This is a genomic window from uncultured Erythrobacter sp. (assembly GCF_947492365.1).
Taxonomy (GTDB): domain Bacteria; phylum Pseudomonadota; class Alphaproteobacteria; order Sphingomonadales; family Sphingomonadaceae; genus Erythrobacter.
Genome location: NZ_CANLMB010000001.1, coordinates 730,304 through 744,477, shown reverse-complemented (window position 1 = coordinate 744,477; position 14,174 = coordinate 730,304). Strand labels below are relative to the sequence as shown.

At 60.9% G+C, this 14,174-nt stretch carries 14 protein-coding genes; 10 read left to right on the top strand and 4 right to left on the bottom strand.

Features of this window, described 5'->3' with window-relative positions:
• Nucleotides 1–35: 35 nt before the first annotated feature.
• From Q0887_RS03590 to Q0887_RS03575, 4 genes are read left to right on the top strand one after another with little or no spacing between them, the layout of a single operon-like run.
• Nucleotides 36–710, top strand: a complete 675-nt coding sequence (locus Q0887_RS03590) for a hypothetical protein (protein ID WP_299192410.1) — start codon at nt 36–38, stop codon at nt 708–710.
• Between the two features lie 16 nt (nt 711–726).
• Nucleotides 727–2,979 carry a phosphoribosylformylglycinamidine synthase subunit PurL gene (purL, locus tag Q0887_RS03585; protein WP_299192409.1) on the top strand — a complete coding sequence of 751 codons (2,253 nt, stop codon included), beginning with the start codon at nt 727–729 and terminating at the stop codon, nt 2,977–2,979.
• Nucleotides 2,964–3,311 (top strand): DUF6122 family protein, encoded by a 348-nt coding sequence (locus tag Q0887_RS03580; protein WP_299192407.1) that lies wholly within the window; start codon nt 2,964–2,966, stop codon nt 3,309–3,311. Before purL ends, Q0887_RS03580 begins: the two co-directional genes overlap by 16 nt.
• On the top strand, nt 3,308–3,721 hold the full coding sequence (locus Q0887_RS03575; protein ID WP_299192405.1) for a DUF3052 family protein: 414 nt from the start codon (nt 3,308–3,310) through the stop codon (nt 3,719–3,721). The genes Q0887_RS03580 and Q0887_RS03575 overlap by 4 nt, the downstream gene beginning before the upstream one ends.
• On the opposite strand, the gene Q0887_RS03570 is transcribed toward Q0887_RS03575, so the two are convergent.
• Entirely contained in the window at nt 3,718–4,515 is a 798-nt protein-coding gene (locus Q0887_RS03570) for a Coq4 family protein (RefSeq protein WP_299192403.1), read from the bottom strand. The genes Q0887_RS03575 and Q0887_RS03570 overlap by 4 nt on opposite strands.
• A 131-nt stretch (nt 4,516–4,646) precedes the next feature.
• Between Q0887_RS03570 and Q0887_RS03565 the strand changes: the two genes are divergently transcribed.
• Nucleotides 4,647–5,333: a nitroreductase family protein gene (locus Q0887_RS03565; protein WP_299192401.1), complete on the top strand. Its 687-nt coding sequence runs from the start codon at nt 4,647–4,649 to the stop codon at nt 5,331–5,333.
• Between the two features lie 8 nt (nt 5,334–5,341).
• On the opposite strand, the gene Q0887_RS03560 is transcribed toward Q0887_RS03565, so the two are convergent.
• The 3 genes from Q0887_RS03560 to serB form a co-directional block, all read right to left on the bottom strand.
• Nucleotides 5,342–6,175, bottom strand: a complete 834-nt coding sequence (locus Q0887_RS03560) for a Coq4 family protein (RefSeq protein ID WP_299192399.1) — start codon at nt 6,173–6,175, stop codon at nt 5,342–5,344.
• A 133-nt stretch (nt 6,176–6,308) separates the two neighbouring features.
• Complete coding sequence (locus Q0887_RS03555) at nt 6,309–8,192, bottom strand: acyltransferase family protein (protein ID WP_299192397.1); 1,884 nt, start codon at nt 8,190–8,192, stop codon at nt 6,309–6,311.
• The gene (serB, locus tag Q0887_RS03550; RefSeq protein WP_299192396.1) at nt 8,189–9,019 is read right to left on the bottom strand and encodes a phosphoserine phosphatase SerB; all 831 of its coding nucleotides are present in this window, start codon (nt 9,017–9,019) and stop codon (nt 8,189–8,191) included. The genes Q0887_RS03555 and serB overlap by 4 nt, the downstream gene beginning before the upstream one ends.
• 79 nt (nt 9,020–9,098) lie before the next feature.
• Here serB and miaA point away from each other — a divergent pair, with 79 nt between their 5' ends.
• The 5 genes from miaA (at nt 9,099) to ilvC (ending at nt 14,162) form a co-directional block, all read left to right on the top strand.
• Nucleotides 9,099–10,058: a tRNA (adenosine(37)-N6)-dimethylallyltransferase MiaA gene (gene miaA, locus Q0887_RS03545; protein ID WP_299192395.1), complete on the top strand. Its 960-nt coding sequence runs from the start codon at nt 9,099–9,101 to the stop codon at nt 10,056–10,058.
• A 257-nt stretch (nt 10,059–10,315) separates the two neighbouring features.
• Nucleotides 10,316–12,070, top strand: a complete 1,755-nt coding sequence (gene ilvB / locus Q0887_RS03540; protein ID WP_299192394.1) for a biosynthetic-type acetolactate synthase large subunit — start codon at nt 10,316–10,318, stop codon at nt 12,068–12,070.
• A gap of 13 nt (nt 12,071–12,083) precedes the next feature.
• Complete coding sequence (gene ilvN, locus Q0887_RS03535; RefSeq protein WP_299192392.1) at nt 12,084–12,599, top strand: acetolactate synthase small subunit; 516 nt, start codon at nt 12,084–12,086, stop codon at nt 12,597–12,599.
• Nucleotides 12,596–13,114, top strand: coding sequence for a hypothetical protein (locus tag Q0887_RS03530; RefSeq protein ID WP_299192390.1), 519 nt, complete (start codon nt 12,596–12,598; stop codon nt 13,112–13,114). Before ilvN ends, Q0887_RS03530 begins: the two co-directional genes overlap by 4 nt.
• Nucleotides 13,115–13,142: 28 nt before the next feature.
• On the top strand, nt 13,143–14,162 hold the full coding sequence (gene ilvC, locus Q0887_RS03525; RefSeq protein WP_299192388.1) for a ketol-acid reductoisomerase: 1,020 nt from the start codon (nt 13,143–13,145) through the stop codon (nt 14,160–14,162).
• The last annotated feature ends 12 nt before the right edge of the window (nt 14,163–14,174 follow it).

Here is a 14,174-nt window from a genome sequence, read left to right as displayed (position 1 = left end):
GAAACGCCGCAAAGGCGACCAACGGGGACACTTTCATGTTTATCGGCCATTTCGCGCCAGCCTTTGTCGCCGCAGCCGCCTATTCGCGCGGACCCAAGCTCGGCACCTATTTCATCGCTGCGCAGCTGGTCGACTGGGCGTTTTTCGGCCTCGCCATCATAGGTGTGGAGAAATTGCGGATCGTGCCGGGCTTTACCCAGATGGTGCCGTTTGACCTCTATTTCATGCCCTACACGCACAGTCTGGCGGGCACGGCAGCATGGGCGCTGGCCTTTGGTATAGTGATCGCCATCTGGCACCGCGACACTCTGGGAGGATTGCTTGCGGCTTTGGTGGTGGCCTCGCACTGGGTGCTCGACTGGGTCACGCATGCCCCTGACCTTACTATTGCAGGCGGAGAGCACACTTACGGCCTTGGCCTCTGGAACTTTCCCGAGGTTGCCATGCCGCTGGAGATCGGGATCACGCTGGCAGCCTTTATCTATTACATGCGCAAATCGCGCGGGCCGGCGGCGCAGCCGATGATCCTGATCAGCGTGCTATTGGCGTTTCAGGCGATCAACTGGTTCGGCCCGCCGCCGAGCGAGGCGAACATCACCCTCTACCTCACATCCCTGTTTGCCTTCGCTGTTGCGACCGGTTTTGCAGTGTGGGTCGGGGAGAACCGCTATTTCACGCAACGTGGCGGGTTGGCGGCAGCGAGCCTCTGACTTATGGGCTTCGCCCATGAGCAACAACACCTCCGCCATCACCCCCGAAGTCGTCGAACAGCACGGACTGTCCCCTGAAGAATATGAGCGCGTGCTCGCAGGCCTTGGGAGGGAGCCCAATCTGGTCGAGCTCGGCATCTTCTCGGTCATGTGGTCCGAGCATTGTTCCTACAAGAGTTCGCGCCTGCATTTGAAGAAGCTTCCGACCGAGGCGCCGTGGGTTATCTGCGGTCCGGGCGAGAATGCGGGCGTGATCGACATTGGCGACGGTCAGGCGGCTATCTTTAAGATGGAGAGCCACAACCACCCCTCTTACATCGAGCCTTACCAAGGCGCGGCGACGGGTGTGGGCGGGATCCTGCGCGATGTCTTCACCATGGGAGCGCGGCCCGTGGCGAATATGAATGCGCTGCGCTTTGGCCGGCCCGATCACCCCAAGATGAAGCACCTTGTGCAAGGCGTGGTCGCGGGGATCGGCGGATACGGCAATTGCGTCGGCGTTCCGACCGTGGGCGGCGAGACGAACTTCCACCCTGCCTATGACGGCAATATCCTTGTCAACGCGATGACCGTTGGCGTCGCCGATGCTGACAAGATTTTCTACAGCGCCGCAACCGGCGTCGGCAATCCGATTGTCTATGTCGGCTCCAAGACCGGTCGCGACGGCATTCACGGCGCTACTATGGCCTCCGCGGACTTCGAGGAAGACGCCGAAGCCAAGCGCCCCACGGTGCAGGTCGGCGACCCCTTCACTGAAAAGCTGCTGATCGAAGCCTGCCTCGAACTGATGGCCACCGACGCCATCGTCGCGATTCAGGACATGGGCGCAGCAGGCCTCACCTCCTCCAGCGTCGAAATGGCGACCAATGGCAAGGCGGGCATCCGGCTCGATATGGACAAGGTGCCGTGCCGCGAAGAGGGCATGACGCCTTACGAAATGATGCTGAGCGAGAGCCAGGAGCGGATGCTCATGGTTCTGAAGCCCGGCAAGGAAGCGATGGCGCAGGCGATCTTCGAGAAGTGGGAGCTCGACTTCGCGATCATCGGCGAAGTCACCGACACTCGCCACATGGTGCTCGAATGGCAGGGCGAGGTCGTGTGCGACATCCCGCTCGGCCCGCTTGCAGCCGATGCGCCCGAATATGACCGACCTTACATCTCCAAAGAAGAATATGCCGAATGGGCGGGGATCAAGCCGGTCGAGAACGCACCCGAATGCACCGATCCCGGCGCAGACCTGCTCAAGATGCTCGCCTCCCCCAACCTCGCCTCGCGGCGCTGGATTGCCGAGCAATATGACAGCCAGGTCATGGCCGACACTCTCCAGACCGGCGGCGATGCCAGCGTGGTGCGCGTGCACGGCACGAAAAAGGCTCTCGCGATCAGCACCGATTGCACTCCGCGCTATGTCCATGCCGATCCTTATGAAGGCGGCAAGCAAGCCATAGCGGAGGCCTATCGCAATCTGTGCGCTGTCGGCGCTCGCCCGCTGGCGGTGACCAACTGCCTCAACTTCGCCAACCCGCAGCGGCCCGAAATCATGAGCCAGTTTGTCCACGCTCTCGAAGGAATGGGCGATGCCTGCCGCGCGCTCGACTTCCCGATCGTGAGCGGGAACGTCTCGCTCTATAATGAAAGCAAGGCGACCGGCGGCGGCTCGGCGATCCTGCCCACCCCTGCCATCGGCGGTGTCGGGATTATCGAAGACGCCTCGACCATGGTCACCAGCGCCTTCAAGCACGAAGGCGACACAATTTACCTCATCGCGCCCGAATTCTGGGCCAAGCCTGACCCGACCCGCTCGCATATCGGCAAGTCGCGCTGGCTCGCCGATGTTCATGGCCGCGACGAAGGCCGCGCGCCTCCGGTCGACCTCGCTGCCGAGCGCGGCGCAGGCCAGATCGTGCGCAAGCTAATCGGCGAAGGGCTGCTCTCCGCCGTCCACGACCTTTCCGATGGCGGCCTCGCAGTCGCGCTTGCCGAGATGGCATTGTCAGGCGGGATCGGGGCAGAAGTCTCGGCCAACCCCGCTTACTCCGCCGCTCAGTGGTGGTTTGGCGAGGATCAGGCGCGCTACATCGTCACCGTCGCGCCGCGCTATGCCGAGGCTTTCAACCAGATCGTCGCAGAAGGGCCCGACATCCCCGAGGCCGAGATGGTCGGCTTCCACCGCATCGGCACCGTCGGCGGGAATAGCCTGCTGGGCGTATCGCTCGCCGACCTGCGCGCGGCGCATGAAAGCTTCTTCGAAGAGTGGATGGGGGCATAGAGCTTCTCCAGCCAATCCTGCATTATGGCGGGCATTGGTTGGCCCCGTTTCTGATCGCGCTGGTGATCTGGCGCGCGCACTGGCTGCGTGCGGGGCTGGTGATGACGAGCGCAAATCTGATTGACCTCGACCATTTGCTCGCCGATCCGATTTTCGATCCCGAGCGCTGCTCGATCGGCTTTCACCTGCTCCATGGCTGGGAAGCGGGAATCGTCTATGTTCTGCTGCTGGCAGTGCCCCGATGGTGGGTGCGCGCGCTGGGCCTTGGCGCGCTGTGGCACCTCGCGGTCGATTACGGCGATTGCATGATGATGGGAGCGGCTCCGATATGAGTGCAGGATATTCCGGGACGCCGCTCGCCAAGAAACTGACGTTGCGCGATGGGCAGCTTTGCTGGTTTGACGCCATGCCGCAAAGGATCATGGACGAGATCGCCGCTTATGGGCTTGATTTGCGCCATGTCGCCAATCCCGCAGAGGGGATCGACGCCGCGCATATTTTCGTCACCGAAGAAGCCGAACTTGCCCCTAAACTGGCATCTTTGCGCCAGCAAATCGCACAAGACGGCCATATCTGGGTGAGTTGGCCCAAGAAAGGTTCGGGCAAGGAAACCGCGCTCGATCAGGCTGCGGTTCAGCGTGTCGGGCTTGCTGCCGATCTTGTCGATACCAAGAAATGCGCGGTGGACGAGGTCTGGTCAGGCCTCAAATTTGTCATCCGGAAAGCTGACCGGGAAACCTAGGCAGCTTGCATGTCGGTCAGGCCAAGATCGCTCTCGGCAAAGCCTTCGGACTCCAGCTGCGCGAGACACTGGCGATAGATTACCGGCACGCCGATATTCAGGCGTTTGCGCGCCGCGTCGATATCCTCGCGCATCACCGCTTCGACATCCATATGCGCCAGCTTGAGTGCCGCTTTGCCGAGCCGCCGCCCTTCCTTGACCGCCGCATAGAGCGGGGCCTTGGTCTGGGTGGTCTTCTTGATCTGGCGCGCACCGGCATAGGCGATGAACTTCACACCGAGATTGTGGTTCTGCTCGTAGGAGAAGCCCAGCAATGCCGCCTCACCCAGCGCATCGCGGCCATAGGTGGTGAGCACGTGGAAAAGGTCATGCGTATCGCGCAGCCGGTTGAGATACCATTCGAGCTGGTCATTGGGCCGCTCTTCACGCGGCCGCCAAGCATAGCTTTCATCGACGAGCCCGTTCGCCGTCAGCCCCTCGCGCTTCATGAAACGCATATAGTGCTGCGCGACGCTGTTGGGGGCGCAATCGGCCCAGCGGTCATGATCGTCGAGCATATCGGCGATGGCGAGCGTATCTTCGCGCTCCATCATGTTGCGCGCTTCGGGCGTGGCGATGAATTCTTCGGCCTGATAGCGGATCTGGTTGCCGCTCAACGCCTCAATGATGAAGAACACCTGTTTGGTGTCTTCCTTGTCAGCGACGAGCTTGCGGAAGTGTCGCAATGCCTTGATCGGACGGAAACCGGCCAGATCGCGGTCTTCGGTAACAATCGGTAGATCAAGATACGCCATCGGTTCCTCCGTACAGGCGACTCAAATTGAGTTCATGAATTGAAACTTACATTCATGTCAGTAGGTGTCAAGCGGGCTTTGCCGTAAGGTCACTCTTCACTTTCGCAAACTATCTGCCCATAGGAATAATTATGCGTGAACACGAAACTATTCCCTATTCGCTCAATCCCCTGCCCGATGATGAAAGCGTTGCGCGTGCGCGAGGCTTGCGCGACCGGCTGAAAGAAAGGCGCACCTGCCGCTACTTCTCCGATGAGCCGGTTCCGCGCGAAGCCATCGAAGCTGCAATCGAGGCCGCTGGCACTGCTCCCAACGGGGCAAACCACCAGCCATGGCATTTCGCCGTAGTCGCTTCACCGGAAAAGAAGCGCGCGATCCGCGAAGCCGCCGAAGCCGAGGAGCGGCGGTTCTACGGCTCTGACGGAGACAATCCCAAGGCCAGCGATGAATGGCTCGGCGCGCTAAGGGAGTTGGGCACAGACGAAGACAAGCCTTTCCTCGAAACCGCACCCTTTCTCATCGTCGTCTTTGCCCAGCGCAAAGGCGGGATCGAGGAAGACGGTAAGACGCAGAATTATTACGTCAATGAAAGCGTCGGGATTGCCTGCGGGATGCTGATTGCGACCTTGCACGAAGCCGGTTTGGCGACGCTCACCCACACGCCCTCCCCCATGGGATTCCTACGTGAGGCTTGCGAAAGGCCCGAATGGGAGAAGCCCTTGATGATCGTGGTTGTGGGCCGACCGACAAAAGACGCGACTGTGCCCGCCCACGCTCTCAAGAAAAAGCCGCTGAGCCAGATCGCAACCTGGCTCTGAGCGCCAGACTACGCTGCGAGTGCTTCGCCCTGACTCTTCTCGCTGGCAAGCAGATCATAGGGGTCGATCCCTTCGGCTTTCCAGATGCGGTGGCATTCCTGATATTGGGTCGGCTCAGGGATATTGAGCGCGCGGCGCACATCGTCAAACGGCTGTTTCAATAGCTCGCGGATCGGCTGATCGATCAATTGCGGTGCGCCTTTGCCGGTGCGCTTGGCCTGCAGCGCGGCGCCCATGACCGGAGCCTTGCTGCCCCGCACCATCGACTTGATATTGGCAGAGCCCGCCCAACCGATCAGCAAGTGACCCTGACTGGGAGACTGGCCGTGGGTGAACAGCAGCACGCACTGTTCGCCCAGCGCATCACGGCCATAGCCGGTGAGAACGTGGAACAGGTCATGCGTGTCGCGTGAGCGATCGCCATACCACTGAACCAGATCGTCATACTTCGGACGGCCGAGGCTTTCCGCTTCGGCAACCAAGCCAGCTGCGGTCAGGCCTTCGCTTTCCATAAAGTCGCAATAGGCATGCGCGAGGCTGCCCTTGGGGGTTTTGCGAAGCTCGGCGTGATCGTCGAGGATTTCCGGCAGGCTCGGCTCCGTTCGGCGCAGATCTTCGCCGCGCTCCGACAGGCCCAACGCGGCAACGCGCGGCATGAACTGCTTGGATGGAAGCGATTCGTAGATCTTGAAGACGAGACTTGTGTCTTCCTTGTCCTTCATCAGCAGACGAAAATTCTTGATCGCACGCGGCAGCGAATAGCGCGGCGTAGGGCGATCAGCGTGTCGCACAACGGTGCCGTCTTTGGCGAAAAGAGCGGAATAGTCGGAAGGGTTGATCATGGTCGGGGCTCTGAAAGTCGAGAGGGTTTTCGGGGTTCGGATACCAGATGGCATCAGTTACTTACATTTGTGTAAATAAGCGCCTTAGGTTCGAAATCAAAACCTTTTTTGCTCTGCCCGTCGCAAAAGCCTCTCAGTTCGTCGACCGCACCAGCGCAGGATGCTCGATCTCTCCGGCAAATAGTTCGCTCGCTTCGTGGGTAAAGTGGCTGTTATCGACCACCAATGGATCGCGGTTTGCGCCGAAGTAAATGCATTTCGGCTCGCACTGGACGTTGTGGATGGAAAAGTAATCCGCACCTTCGCTTGCTACGAGGATGGCCATCCGATCATCAAGCGCTGCGCGTTCGGCCATATGCAAACGGTCGGGCAAATCCGACCCGGCACCGCGCTCATGCGTGAGAGCCAGCAAACGCGGCACGAATTGCGACCATTCCGCTGCGGGGCCGACCACAAGCACTTCGTGCCCTCCCTCGCGCAGCACGCGCAAAGTGTCTGCAAGATCGGGCAAGTCCCCTTCCTCCCATCTCCCGGCGAGCACGATCAGGTCGTAAGTACCGGCCTTGAGCTGCATGTCATAGGCGCCGGCAATTAACTCGGAGCAGAACGTGTAGTCGCCCGAAGGCGGCTCCAGCACCGGGCGGCATCCCGCAGCCGTGACCTGACTGATCGCGCTGCCGGGAAAGGCCTTGGCCATACCTGGTGCAAGATGCGCGGCGTGGCTGTCCCCCATCAGAAGCACATTCGGCTTGCCTTCTTCCTCCACCAGACAGGCTTGCGGGTCGAAACTCTGGCTGCGGTGGTGGATGAAACAGGTGCCCGACCGGAACACTTCGTCATGCGGGTAGTCGATAAAGCTCGCGATCTCTTGCCCTCGCTCTGAGAAGCGCAGCGGCCAGCCATTCGAGAAAGTGAGCAGCAGGGCGACCGCCACCAGCCCCGCCGTTACCCCTCCGCTCGCCAGCAGGACTGGCCGCGACGCGAAGCTGCGCCCTCGGAACGGCTCCTCGATATAGCGCCAGCTGAGCACTGACAGGCCGAAGGACAGCACGACTGCCGTGACCTGCATCTGCCATGTCAGCTCGCCCGCAGGCAGGCCGAGCAAGAGCAGCACAATCACCGGCCAATGCCAGAGATAGAGCGAGTAGGATATCTTGCCGATAAGCCGCACAGGCGCAAATTGCAGGACGCTGCCCACCAGCGACGAACCGGCACTCCCCGCCGCGATAATCGCCGCCGCGCCTGCGCATGGGATCGCCGCGCGCCAGCCGGGGAACGGCGTGGCGCTGTCGAACATCACCGCCGCGTAGAGGATCAGCGCGAGGCCGATGAGCGCCAGCCCCTCCCTCACCCAGCGCGCGGCCAGAAAAGGCAGCGGCGTGATCGCCACCATCATGCCGAGCAGAAACTCCCAGAGCCGCGCAGGCAAGGTGTAGAAGCTCGCCGAAGGATAGAGCAGCGATGCCGCCGCAGAAGCGAGTGCCAATACGACAAGGCCGAACCACATGCCGCTGCGCCCCAGCTTCATCAGGCCCAGCACGATCAGCGGCAGCAGGATGTAGAACTGCCCCTCCACCCCCAGCGTCCACATATGTAGCAGCACCTCGTGCTCGCTCTCGGCATAGGCACCGCGATGCAACCAGAAATGGAAATTGCCGAGGAACAGCGCCGAGAAGCCGAGGCTCCACGCATAGCCGACCAGTTCGGACGGCAGCAGCAGCGTGCAGGCGGCGATTGTCACGGCGGCAAGCACCACTAGCATCACCGGCACAATCCGCTTCACGCGGCGTGTGAGATAGTCGGAGAAGCGAAAGCGCCCCTCCCCTGCCTCGCGCACAACAATCCCGCCGATCAGAAAGCCGGAGATGACGAAGAAGACGTCCACCCCGATATAGCCGCCGCCAAAGACGCTCAATTGCAGGTGGAACAGCAGGACAGCGATGACAGCAACCGCGCGCAACCCCTCAATATCGGGCCGGTGCGCACTTGCGGGCATCATGTCGTGGACCAGCTTCACCCCTCTACCCAGTCCTTTCGCGGAATGCCGAGGAGGGAGAGGATGTTGGTGAGGTCACCGTGATCGATCCGCCCATTGGCCGCTGCGCGCGCCTTAGGCTTGGCCCTATAGGCAAAGCCGTAGGTCGCCGCTTCGATCATCGGGATGTCGTTCGCGCCGTCTCCGGTCGCGACAGGGTAAGCACGCGCGCCGAGCCTTGCCGCTTCCTCTTGCAGGACCGCGAGTTTTGTCGAGGCATCGGAGATCGGTCCGTCGAGCTTTCCGGTCAACTTGCCATCCGCCACGCCGAGCCGGTTTCCGACAACCCGGTCAAACCCAAGCCACTCTGCGACCCGGTCGGCAAAGTGGTGGAAACCGCCTGTAACCAAAACCGTCCGGCACCCCTTGGCCTTCAACGTGCGGGTGAGCACCTCCGCGCCCGGCGTCGGCGTAATGCATTCATCGAGACAGCGCTGGATTGCGCCTTCATCCAACCCTTTGAGCAGGGCCACGCGTTCGTTCAGCGCGCTGGTGAAGTCGAGCTCACCCTGCATCGCGCGTTCGGTGATCTCGGAAATTTGCGCCTTCAATCCGGCGAAGTCGGCGAGTTCGTCAATACACTCCTGCCCAATCATGGTGGAGTCCATGTCGGAGACGAAGAGCTTGGGCAGCCAGAAGCCGTCCTTGCTCATCACCATGTCGCAATCGGAAAAGTGCGCGTTCATAATGTTGGCGACAACCTGGGGATCGGTCTCACCCCAATGGATCTCATGCACCTGAGCTTCTGCATCAAGTGTCCGGGCATATTTGTACGACACGCCCGAGGCACCGCGATTGAACGTAAGCACGATTGAGTGCTCAGAAGTTGCACGACCAATTGCATTCAGCCGTGTTTCCCAATCCACTTTGTCTGCTATCAGACGCGCGATGAGCACCAAAACATCTCCAACAAGCACCGCTGCTGCGCGGCCAGTCGCGCTCATTGCAGGGCCGACCGCCAGCGGCAAGAGTGCAACCGCGCTTGGCCTTGCCGAAGCTCTGGACAAAGCCGGGCGCAAAGCAGTGATTGTCAATGCTGACAGCATGCAGGTCTATGCTGATATTCCCGTGCTGGCAGCCTCGCCGAGCGAAGAAGAGCAAAAGCAGGTTGAACACCGACTTTATGGCGCATGGGACGGAGCCGAGCCGTGCTCTGCGGCCGATTGGGCAGCGCGCGCGAAGGCCGAGATTGCCGATTGCCACGAGAAAGAAGCTGTGCCGATCCTTGTCGGGGGCACCGGCATGTATCTGAGAGTTCTGATCGAGGGCATTGCACCCATCCCGGAAATCGACGCAGAAGTACGCGAAGTTGTGCGGAGCATGGAAACCGCCACCGCCTATGCCGCGCTCCAGATTGAAGACCCCTTGCGCGCAGCCGAGCTGGAACCCGGCGACAGCCAGAGGATCAGCCGCGCGCTCGAGGTTAAACGCTCTACCGGCGTGACGCTCGGCGACTGGCAGCTCGCCAAGACCGGGGGCATCGGCGACGAGGTGGACCTGCACCCGCTCGTCCACATGCCGCCGCGCCAATGGGTTTACGAACGCTGCGACACGCGCTTTGCCGCGATGATGGAAAGCGGCGCGGTGGAAGAAGTCGAGGCGCTGCTCGCGCGCGACCTCTCCCCCGATCTGCCCGTCATGCGCGCAATCGGCGTGCCCGAGATCGCCGCTTTCCTGCGCGAGGAATCGACCCGCGGAGAGGCTATCGCGGCAGGCGCGCAAGCAACACGCAACTATGCCAAACGCCAATTCACCTGGCTCCGCAACCAGTCGCCACCTGACTGGCCGCGCATTGAGTCCGAAAATATCGACATAAAGTCCGTTTTCGCATCATTATTACAACTTTAACGGTTGACGCGTTAGATTCATACCGTTAGCGAAATCCTCATTGGCCCGCCACTTCAGTCCCGGCGGGCCTCTTGGTTTTTATGACAATCGCCGGTAAGCTCCGGCGCACAACGTGAACAGGTGAAGGCAACTCAGATCATGGCTATTGTACTTATCGTGGTAGAGACGGGCTGATCTGGGATTCACATATAGGAATTTCTGGACCGGCCCGACGCGAATAACCGCTTCGGGCCGGTTTCATTTTTGGAGAAGATCAAGTGGCGAAGCGGAGCGGTGCCGCATTGTTGTTGGAATGTCTGGTCGAACAGGGGGTCGAATATATCTTCGGCTATCCCGGCGGCGCGGTCCTTCCCATCTATGACGAATTGTTCGGCGATGAACGCATTCGTCACATCCTCGTCCGGCACGAAGCAGGCGCGGCGCATGCTGCCGAAGGCTATGCCCGCGCGACGGGCAAACCGGGCGTGGTGCTCGTCACCTCCGGCCCCGGCGCGACCAACGCTGTCACCGGCATTGCCGATGCGTGGATGGACTCGATCCCGATGGTGGTCATCACTGGACAGGTTCCCACCGCGCTGATCGGCACCGATGCGTTTCAGGAGGCCGATACGGTCGGCATCACGCGCCACTGCACAAAGCACAACTACCTCGTCAAAGACCCCGCCGATCTGAAAGCGACGATCGAGGAAGCGTTCCGCATCGCCACCACAGGCCGCCCCGGCCCGGTTGTGATCGACATTCCGAAGGACGTGCAGATCGCCACACCGTCGCAAAGCCGCGCGTCCAAACTCACCGCCGCGCATCGCTACGCCCCGCAAATGGTCGGCCCGGCAGAGCAGATCGCCGAAGCCATCGAGATGATCGCAGGCGCCGAGCGCCCTATCCTCTATACTGGCGGCGGCATCATCAATTCCGGCCCTGAGGCGAGCGAACTGCTGCGCAAGTTTCAGGACATGACCGGCGCTCCGACAACGTCAACGCTGATGGGCCTTGGCGCGTTTCCCAGTCAGCATCCCGACTGGCTCGGCATGCTAGGCATGCACGGCACCTTCGAAGCCAATATGGCGATGAACAAGGCCGATGTGATGGTCTGTATCGGTGCGCGTTTCGATGACCGTGTTACGGGTCGGCTCGACGCCTTCTCGCCTGATAGCAAGAAGATCCACATCGATATCGACCGCTCCTCGATCAACAAGAATGTGACGGTTGATCTGGGAATTGTCGGCGACTGCGCGAGTGTGCTCGGCCAGTTGATCGAAGGCTGGGGAGACCGCAAGCCTCAGGACCTGGGTGAATGGAAAGCACGCATTGCCGGTTGGCGCGCGCGCGAATGCCTCGCTTACCCTGAAAAGTCGCGCAAAGACCCCGAAGCGATCATGCCGCAAAAGGCGATCGAGCGGCTCTATGCCCTCACCCATCAGCGCTCGCCCATCATCACCACCGAGGTTGGTCAGCACCAGATGTGGGCGGCGCAATATTTCCACTTCGAAGACCCCAACAAATGGCTCACCAGCGGCGGCCTTGGCACGATGGGCTACGGCCTGCCCGCAGCGATCGGCGCGCAGCTCGGCAATCCTGACGATCTTGTCATCGACATTGCCGGTGAAGCCAGCATCCAGATGAACATCCAGGAGCTTGGCACCGCCTCGCAATACCGCCTGCCAGTCAAGGTCTTCATCCTCAACAACGAATATATGGGCATGGTCCGCCAGTGGCAGGAACTGACCTATGAAAGCCGCTATTCGAACTCATACAGCGATAGCCTGCCCGATTTTGTCCGGCTGGCCGAGGCCTATGGATGGAAAGGCATCCGCATCACCGACGAGGCCGATCTCGACGCAGGCATCGAAGCGATGATCGCGCATGACGGCCCGGTGATCGTCGATTGCTGCGTGGCGAAGGACGCCAACTGCCTGCCGATGATCCCCAGCGGGGCTGCGCACACCGAAATGCTGCTCTATGGCGACGATGTCGACGGCACGATGGACGACGAAGCAAAAGCGCTGGTTTAGGGATACTGATCCGATGAAAATTCAAAGCGCCGAGAGCGAGCGCCACGTCCTCACCGTCACGGTCGATAACGAGCCGGGTATCCTCGCCAAGATCACCGGTCTGTTCACCGCGCGCGGCTACAATATCGACAGTCTGACTGTGGCCGACATTTCGGACGATCACGCGATCAGCCGGATCACCGTTGTCACCAACGGCCCGCCGGAAGTGATCGACCAGATCGAGGCGCAGCTTGAACGGCTGGTGCCGGTGCACAAGGTGACCGACCTCACCCAAGCTGGCCCGCATGTCGAACGCGAGCTCGCGCTCATCAAGGTCGCGGGCAAAGGCGAAGCGCGGGTCGAGGCCTTGCGCATTGCCGAACTGTTCCGCGCCAAGGTAATCGACACCACCACGTCGAGCTTCGTTTTCGAATTGACCGGACCGCCTGACAAGATCGACAGCTTCATCGCCCTGATGCGCGAACTTGGCCTTGTCAGCGTTGGCCGCTCCGGCGTGGTTGGAATGATGCGCGGGGCCGAGGGGGCATGATGCGCACGCTGCTCGTCGGGTTCGCCGCACTCTGTGCCACCGGTGCTATGGCACAGGCCCAGCGCGAGCTGTCATACATGGCGATCATCTCGGGCACCTGTTCGCAGCTGACCATCGAGGATGAAGACCGAACGGCGGATTGCCCTGCCACATTGTTCAACACTGCTTATGTCGACAACCATTCGAGCTTCCGCATTGCGAGCAATGACGGCAGCGTGGTCAGTTTTTTCGGCTATGATCATGCCGCAGAAGGCGACGTCGCCAACCTCACCGTACAGCGATTGTTATTCACACCTGCCGTGGCCGAGGACCCCGATGCCGATTTGGCCGAACTCACCCGCCGCGCAATGGCCAGCACGAAAGACGTCGAGGCCGTCGGAGAGTGCGAATATACCAACCCCGCTCTTCGCGACAATTACATAAGGTGCGAAGCGCTGGCCGAAGGAAAAACCTACAGTTTCACCTTTCATGCGTCAGATTTCGAGGTCGTCGACCTTGGCGGGCGCATCCGATAATTCACAGGAAATTCAAAAGGGAACATCCATGAAAGTCTATTACGACGCCGATGCCGATCTTGGCCTCGTCACTTCCAAGAAGGTCGCTGTGCTGGGTTACGGCTCGCAAGGCCACGCGCATGCGCAGAACTTGCGCGATAGCGGCGTTACAGAGGTAGCGATCGCGCTGCGCGAAGGCTCCTCCAGCGCCAAGAAGGCCGAAGAGGCTGGTTTCAAGGTGCTGTCCAACACCGAAGCGGCGAAGTGGGCCGATATCCTGATGGTCCTCGCCCCTGACGAGCATCAGGCGGGCATCTGGGAGAACGATCTTGCCGGCCATATGCGCCCCGGCTCGGCGCTCGCCTTTGCCCACGGGCTCAACATTCACTTCGGCCTGATCGAAGCGCCTGCCGAGATCGACGTCATCATGATCGCGCCAAAGGGTCCGGGCCACACGGTCCGCTCAGAATATCAGCGCGGCGGCGGCGTGCCTTGCTTGATCGCAGTCCATCAGGATGCGAGCGGCAGCGCCAAAGACGTCGCGCTTGCTTATGCCAGCGGTGTTGGCGGCGGGCGCAGCGGGATCATCGAAACCAACTTCCGCGAGGAATGCGAAACCGATCTGTTCGGCGAGCAGGCAGTCCTGTGCGGCGGCATCACCCATCTGATCCAGGCGGGTTTCGAGACGCTCACTGAAGCCGGTTACGCGCCCGAAATGGCCTATTTCGAGTGTCTCCACGAGACCAAGCTGATTGTCGACCTGCTCTATGAAGGCGGCATCGCCAATATGCGCTACTCGATTTCCAACACCGCCGAATATGGCGACATCACCACCGGCCCGCGCATCATCACCGCCGAGACCAAGGCCGAGATGAAGCGCGTTCTCGACGACATCCAGTCGGGCCGCTTTGTGAAGGACTTCGTGCTCGACAACCGCGCCGGTCAGCCCGAGCTGAAGGCCGCGCGCAAACGCGCCGAAGCGCATCCGATCGAAAAGACCGGCTCTGAACTGCGCGCGATGATGCCGTGGATCAGCGCCAACAAGCTGGTCGACAAATCGAAGAACTAAAGGCACGGATGG

What these genes read in the sequence shown, in the direction of transcription:
- Q0887_RS03530 (WP_299192390.1), top strand. Translation starts at nt 12,596, where the DNA reads ATGATGCGCACGCTGCTCGTCGGGTTCGCCGCACTCTGTGCCACCGGT.
- ilvN (WP_299192392.1), top strand. Translation starts at nt 12,084, where the DNA reads ATGAAAATTCAAAGCGCCGAGAGCGAGCGCCACGTCCTCACCGTCACG.
- Q0887_RS03560 (WP_299192399.1), bottom strand. Translation starts at nt 6,175, where the DNA reads ATGATCAACCCTTCCGACTATTCCGCTCTTTTCGCCAAAGACGGCACC.
- Q0887_RS03575 (WP_299192405.1), top strand. Translation starts at nt 3,308, where the DNA reads ATGAGTGCAGGATATTCCGGGACGCCGCTCGCCAAGAAACTGACGTTG.
- purL (WP_299192409.1), top strand. Translation starts at nt 727, where the DNA reads ATGAGCAACAACACCTCCGCCATCACCCCCGAAGTCGTCGAACAGCAC.
- Q0887_RS03590 (WP_299192410.1), top strand. Translation starts at nt 36, where the DNA reads ATGTTTATCGGCCATTTCGCGCCAGCCTTTGTCGCCGCAGCCGCCTAT.
- miaA (WP_299192395.1), top strand. Translation starts at nt 9,099, where the DNA reads ATGAGCACCAAAACATCTCCAACAAGCACCGCTGCTGCGCGGCCAGTC.
- Q0887_RS03570 (WP_299192403.1), bottom strand. Translation starts at nt 4,515, where the DNA reads ATGGCGTATCTTGATCTACCGATTGTTACCGAAGACCGCGATCTGGCC.
- Q0887_RS03565 (WP_299192401.1), top strand. Translation starts at nt 4,647, where the DNA reads ATGCGTGAACACGAAACTATTCCCTATTCGCTCAATCCCCTGCCCGAT.
- ilvC (WP_299192388.1), top strand. Translation starts at nt 13,143, where the DNA reads ATGAAAGTCTATTACGACGCCGATGCCGATCTTGGCCTCGTCACTTCC.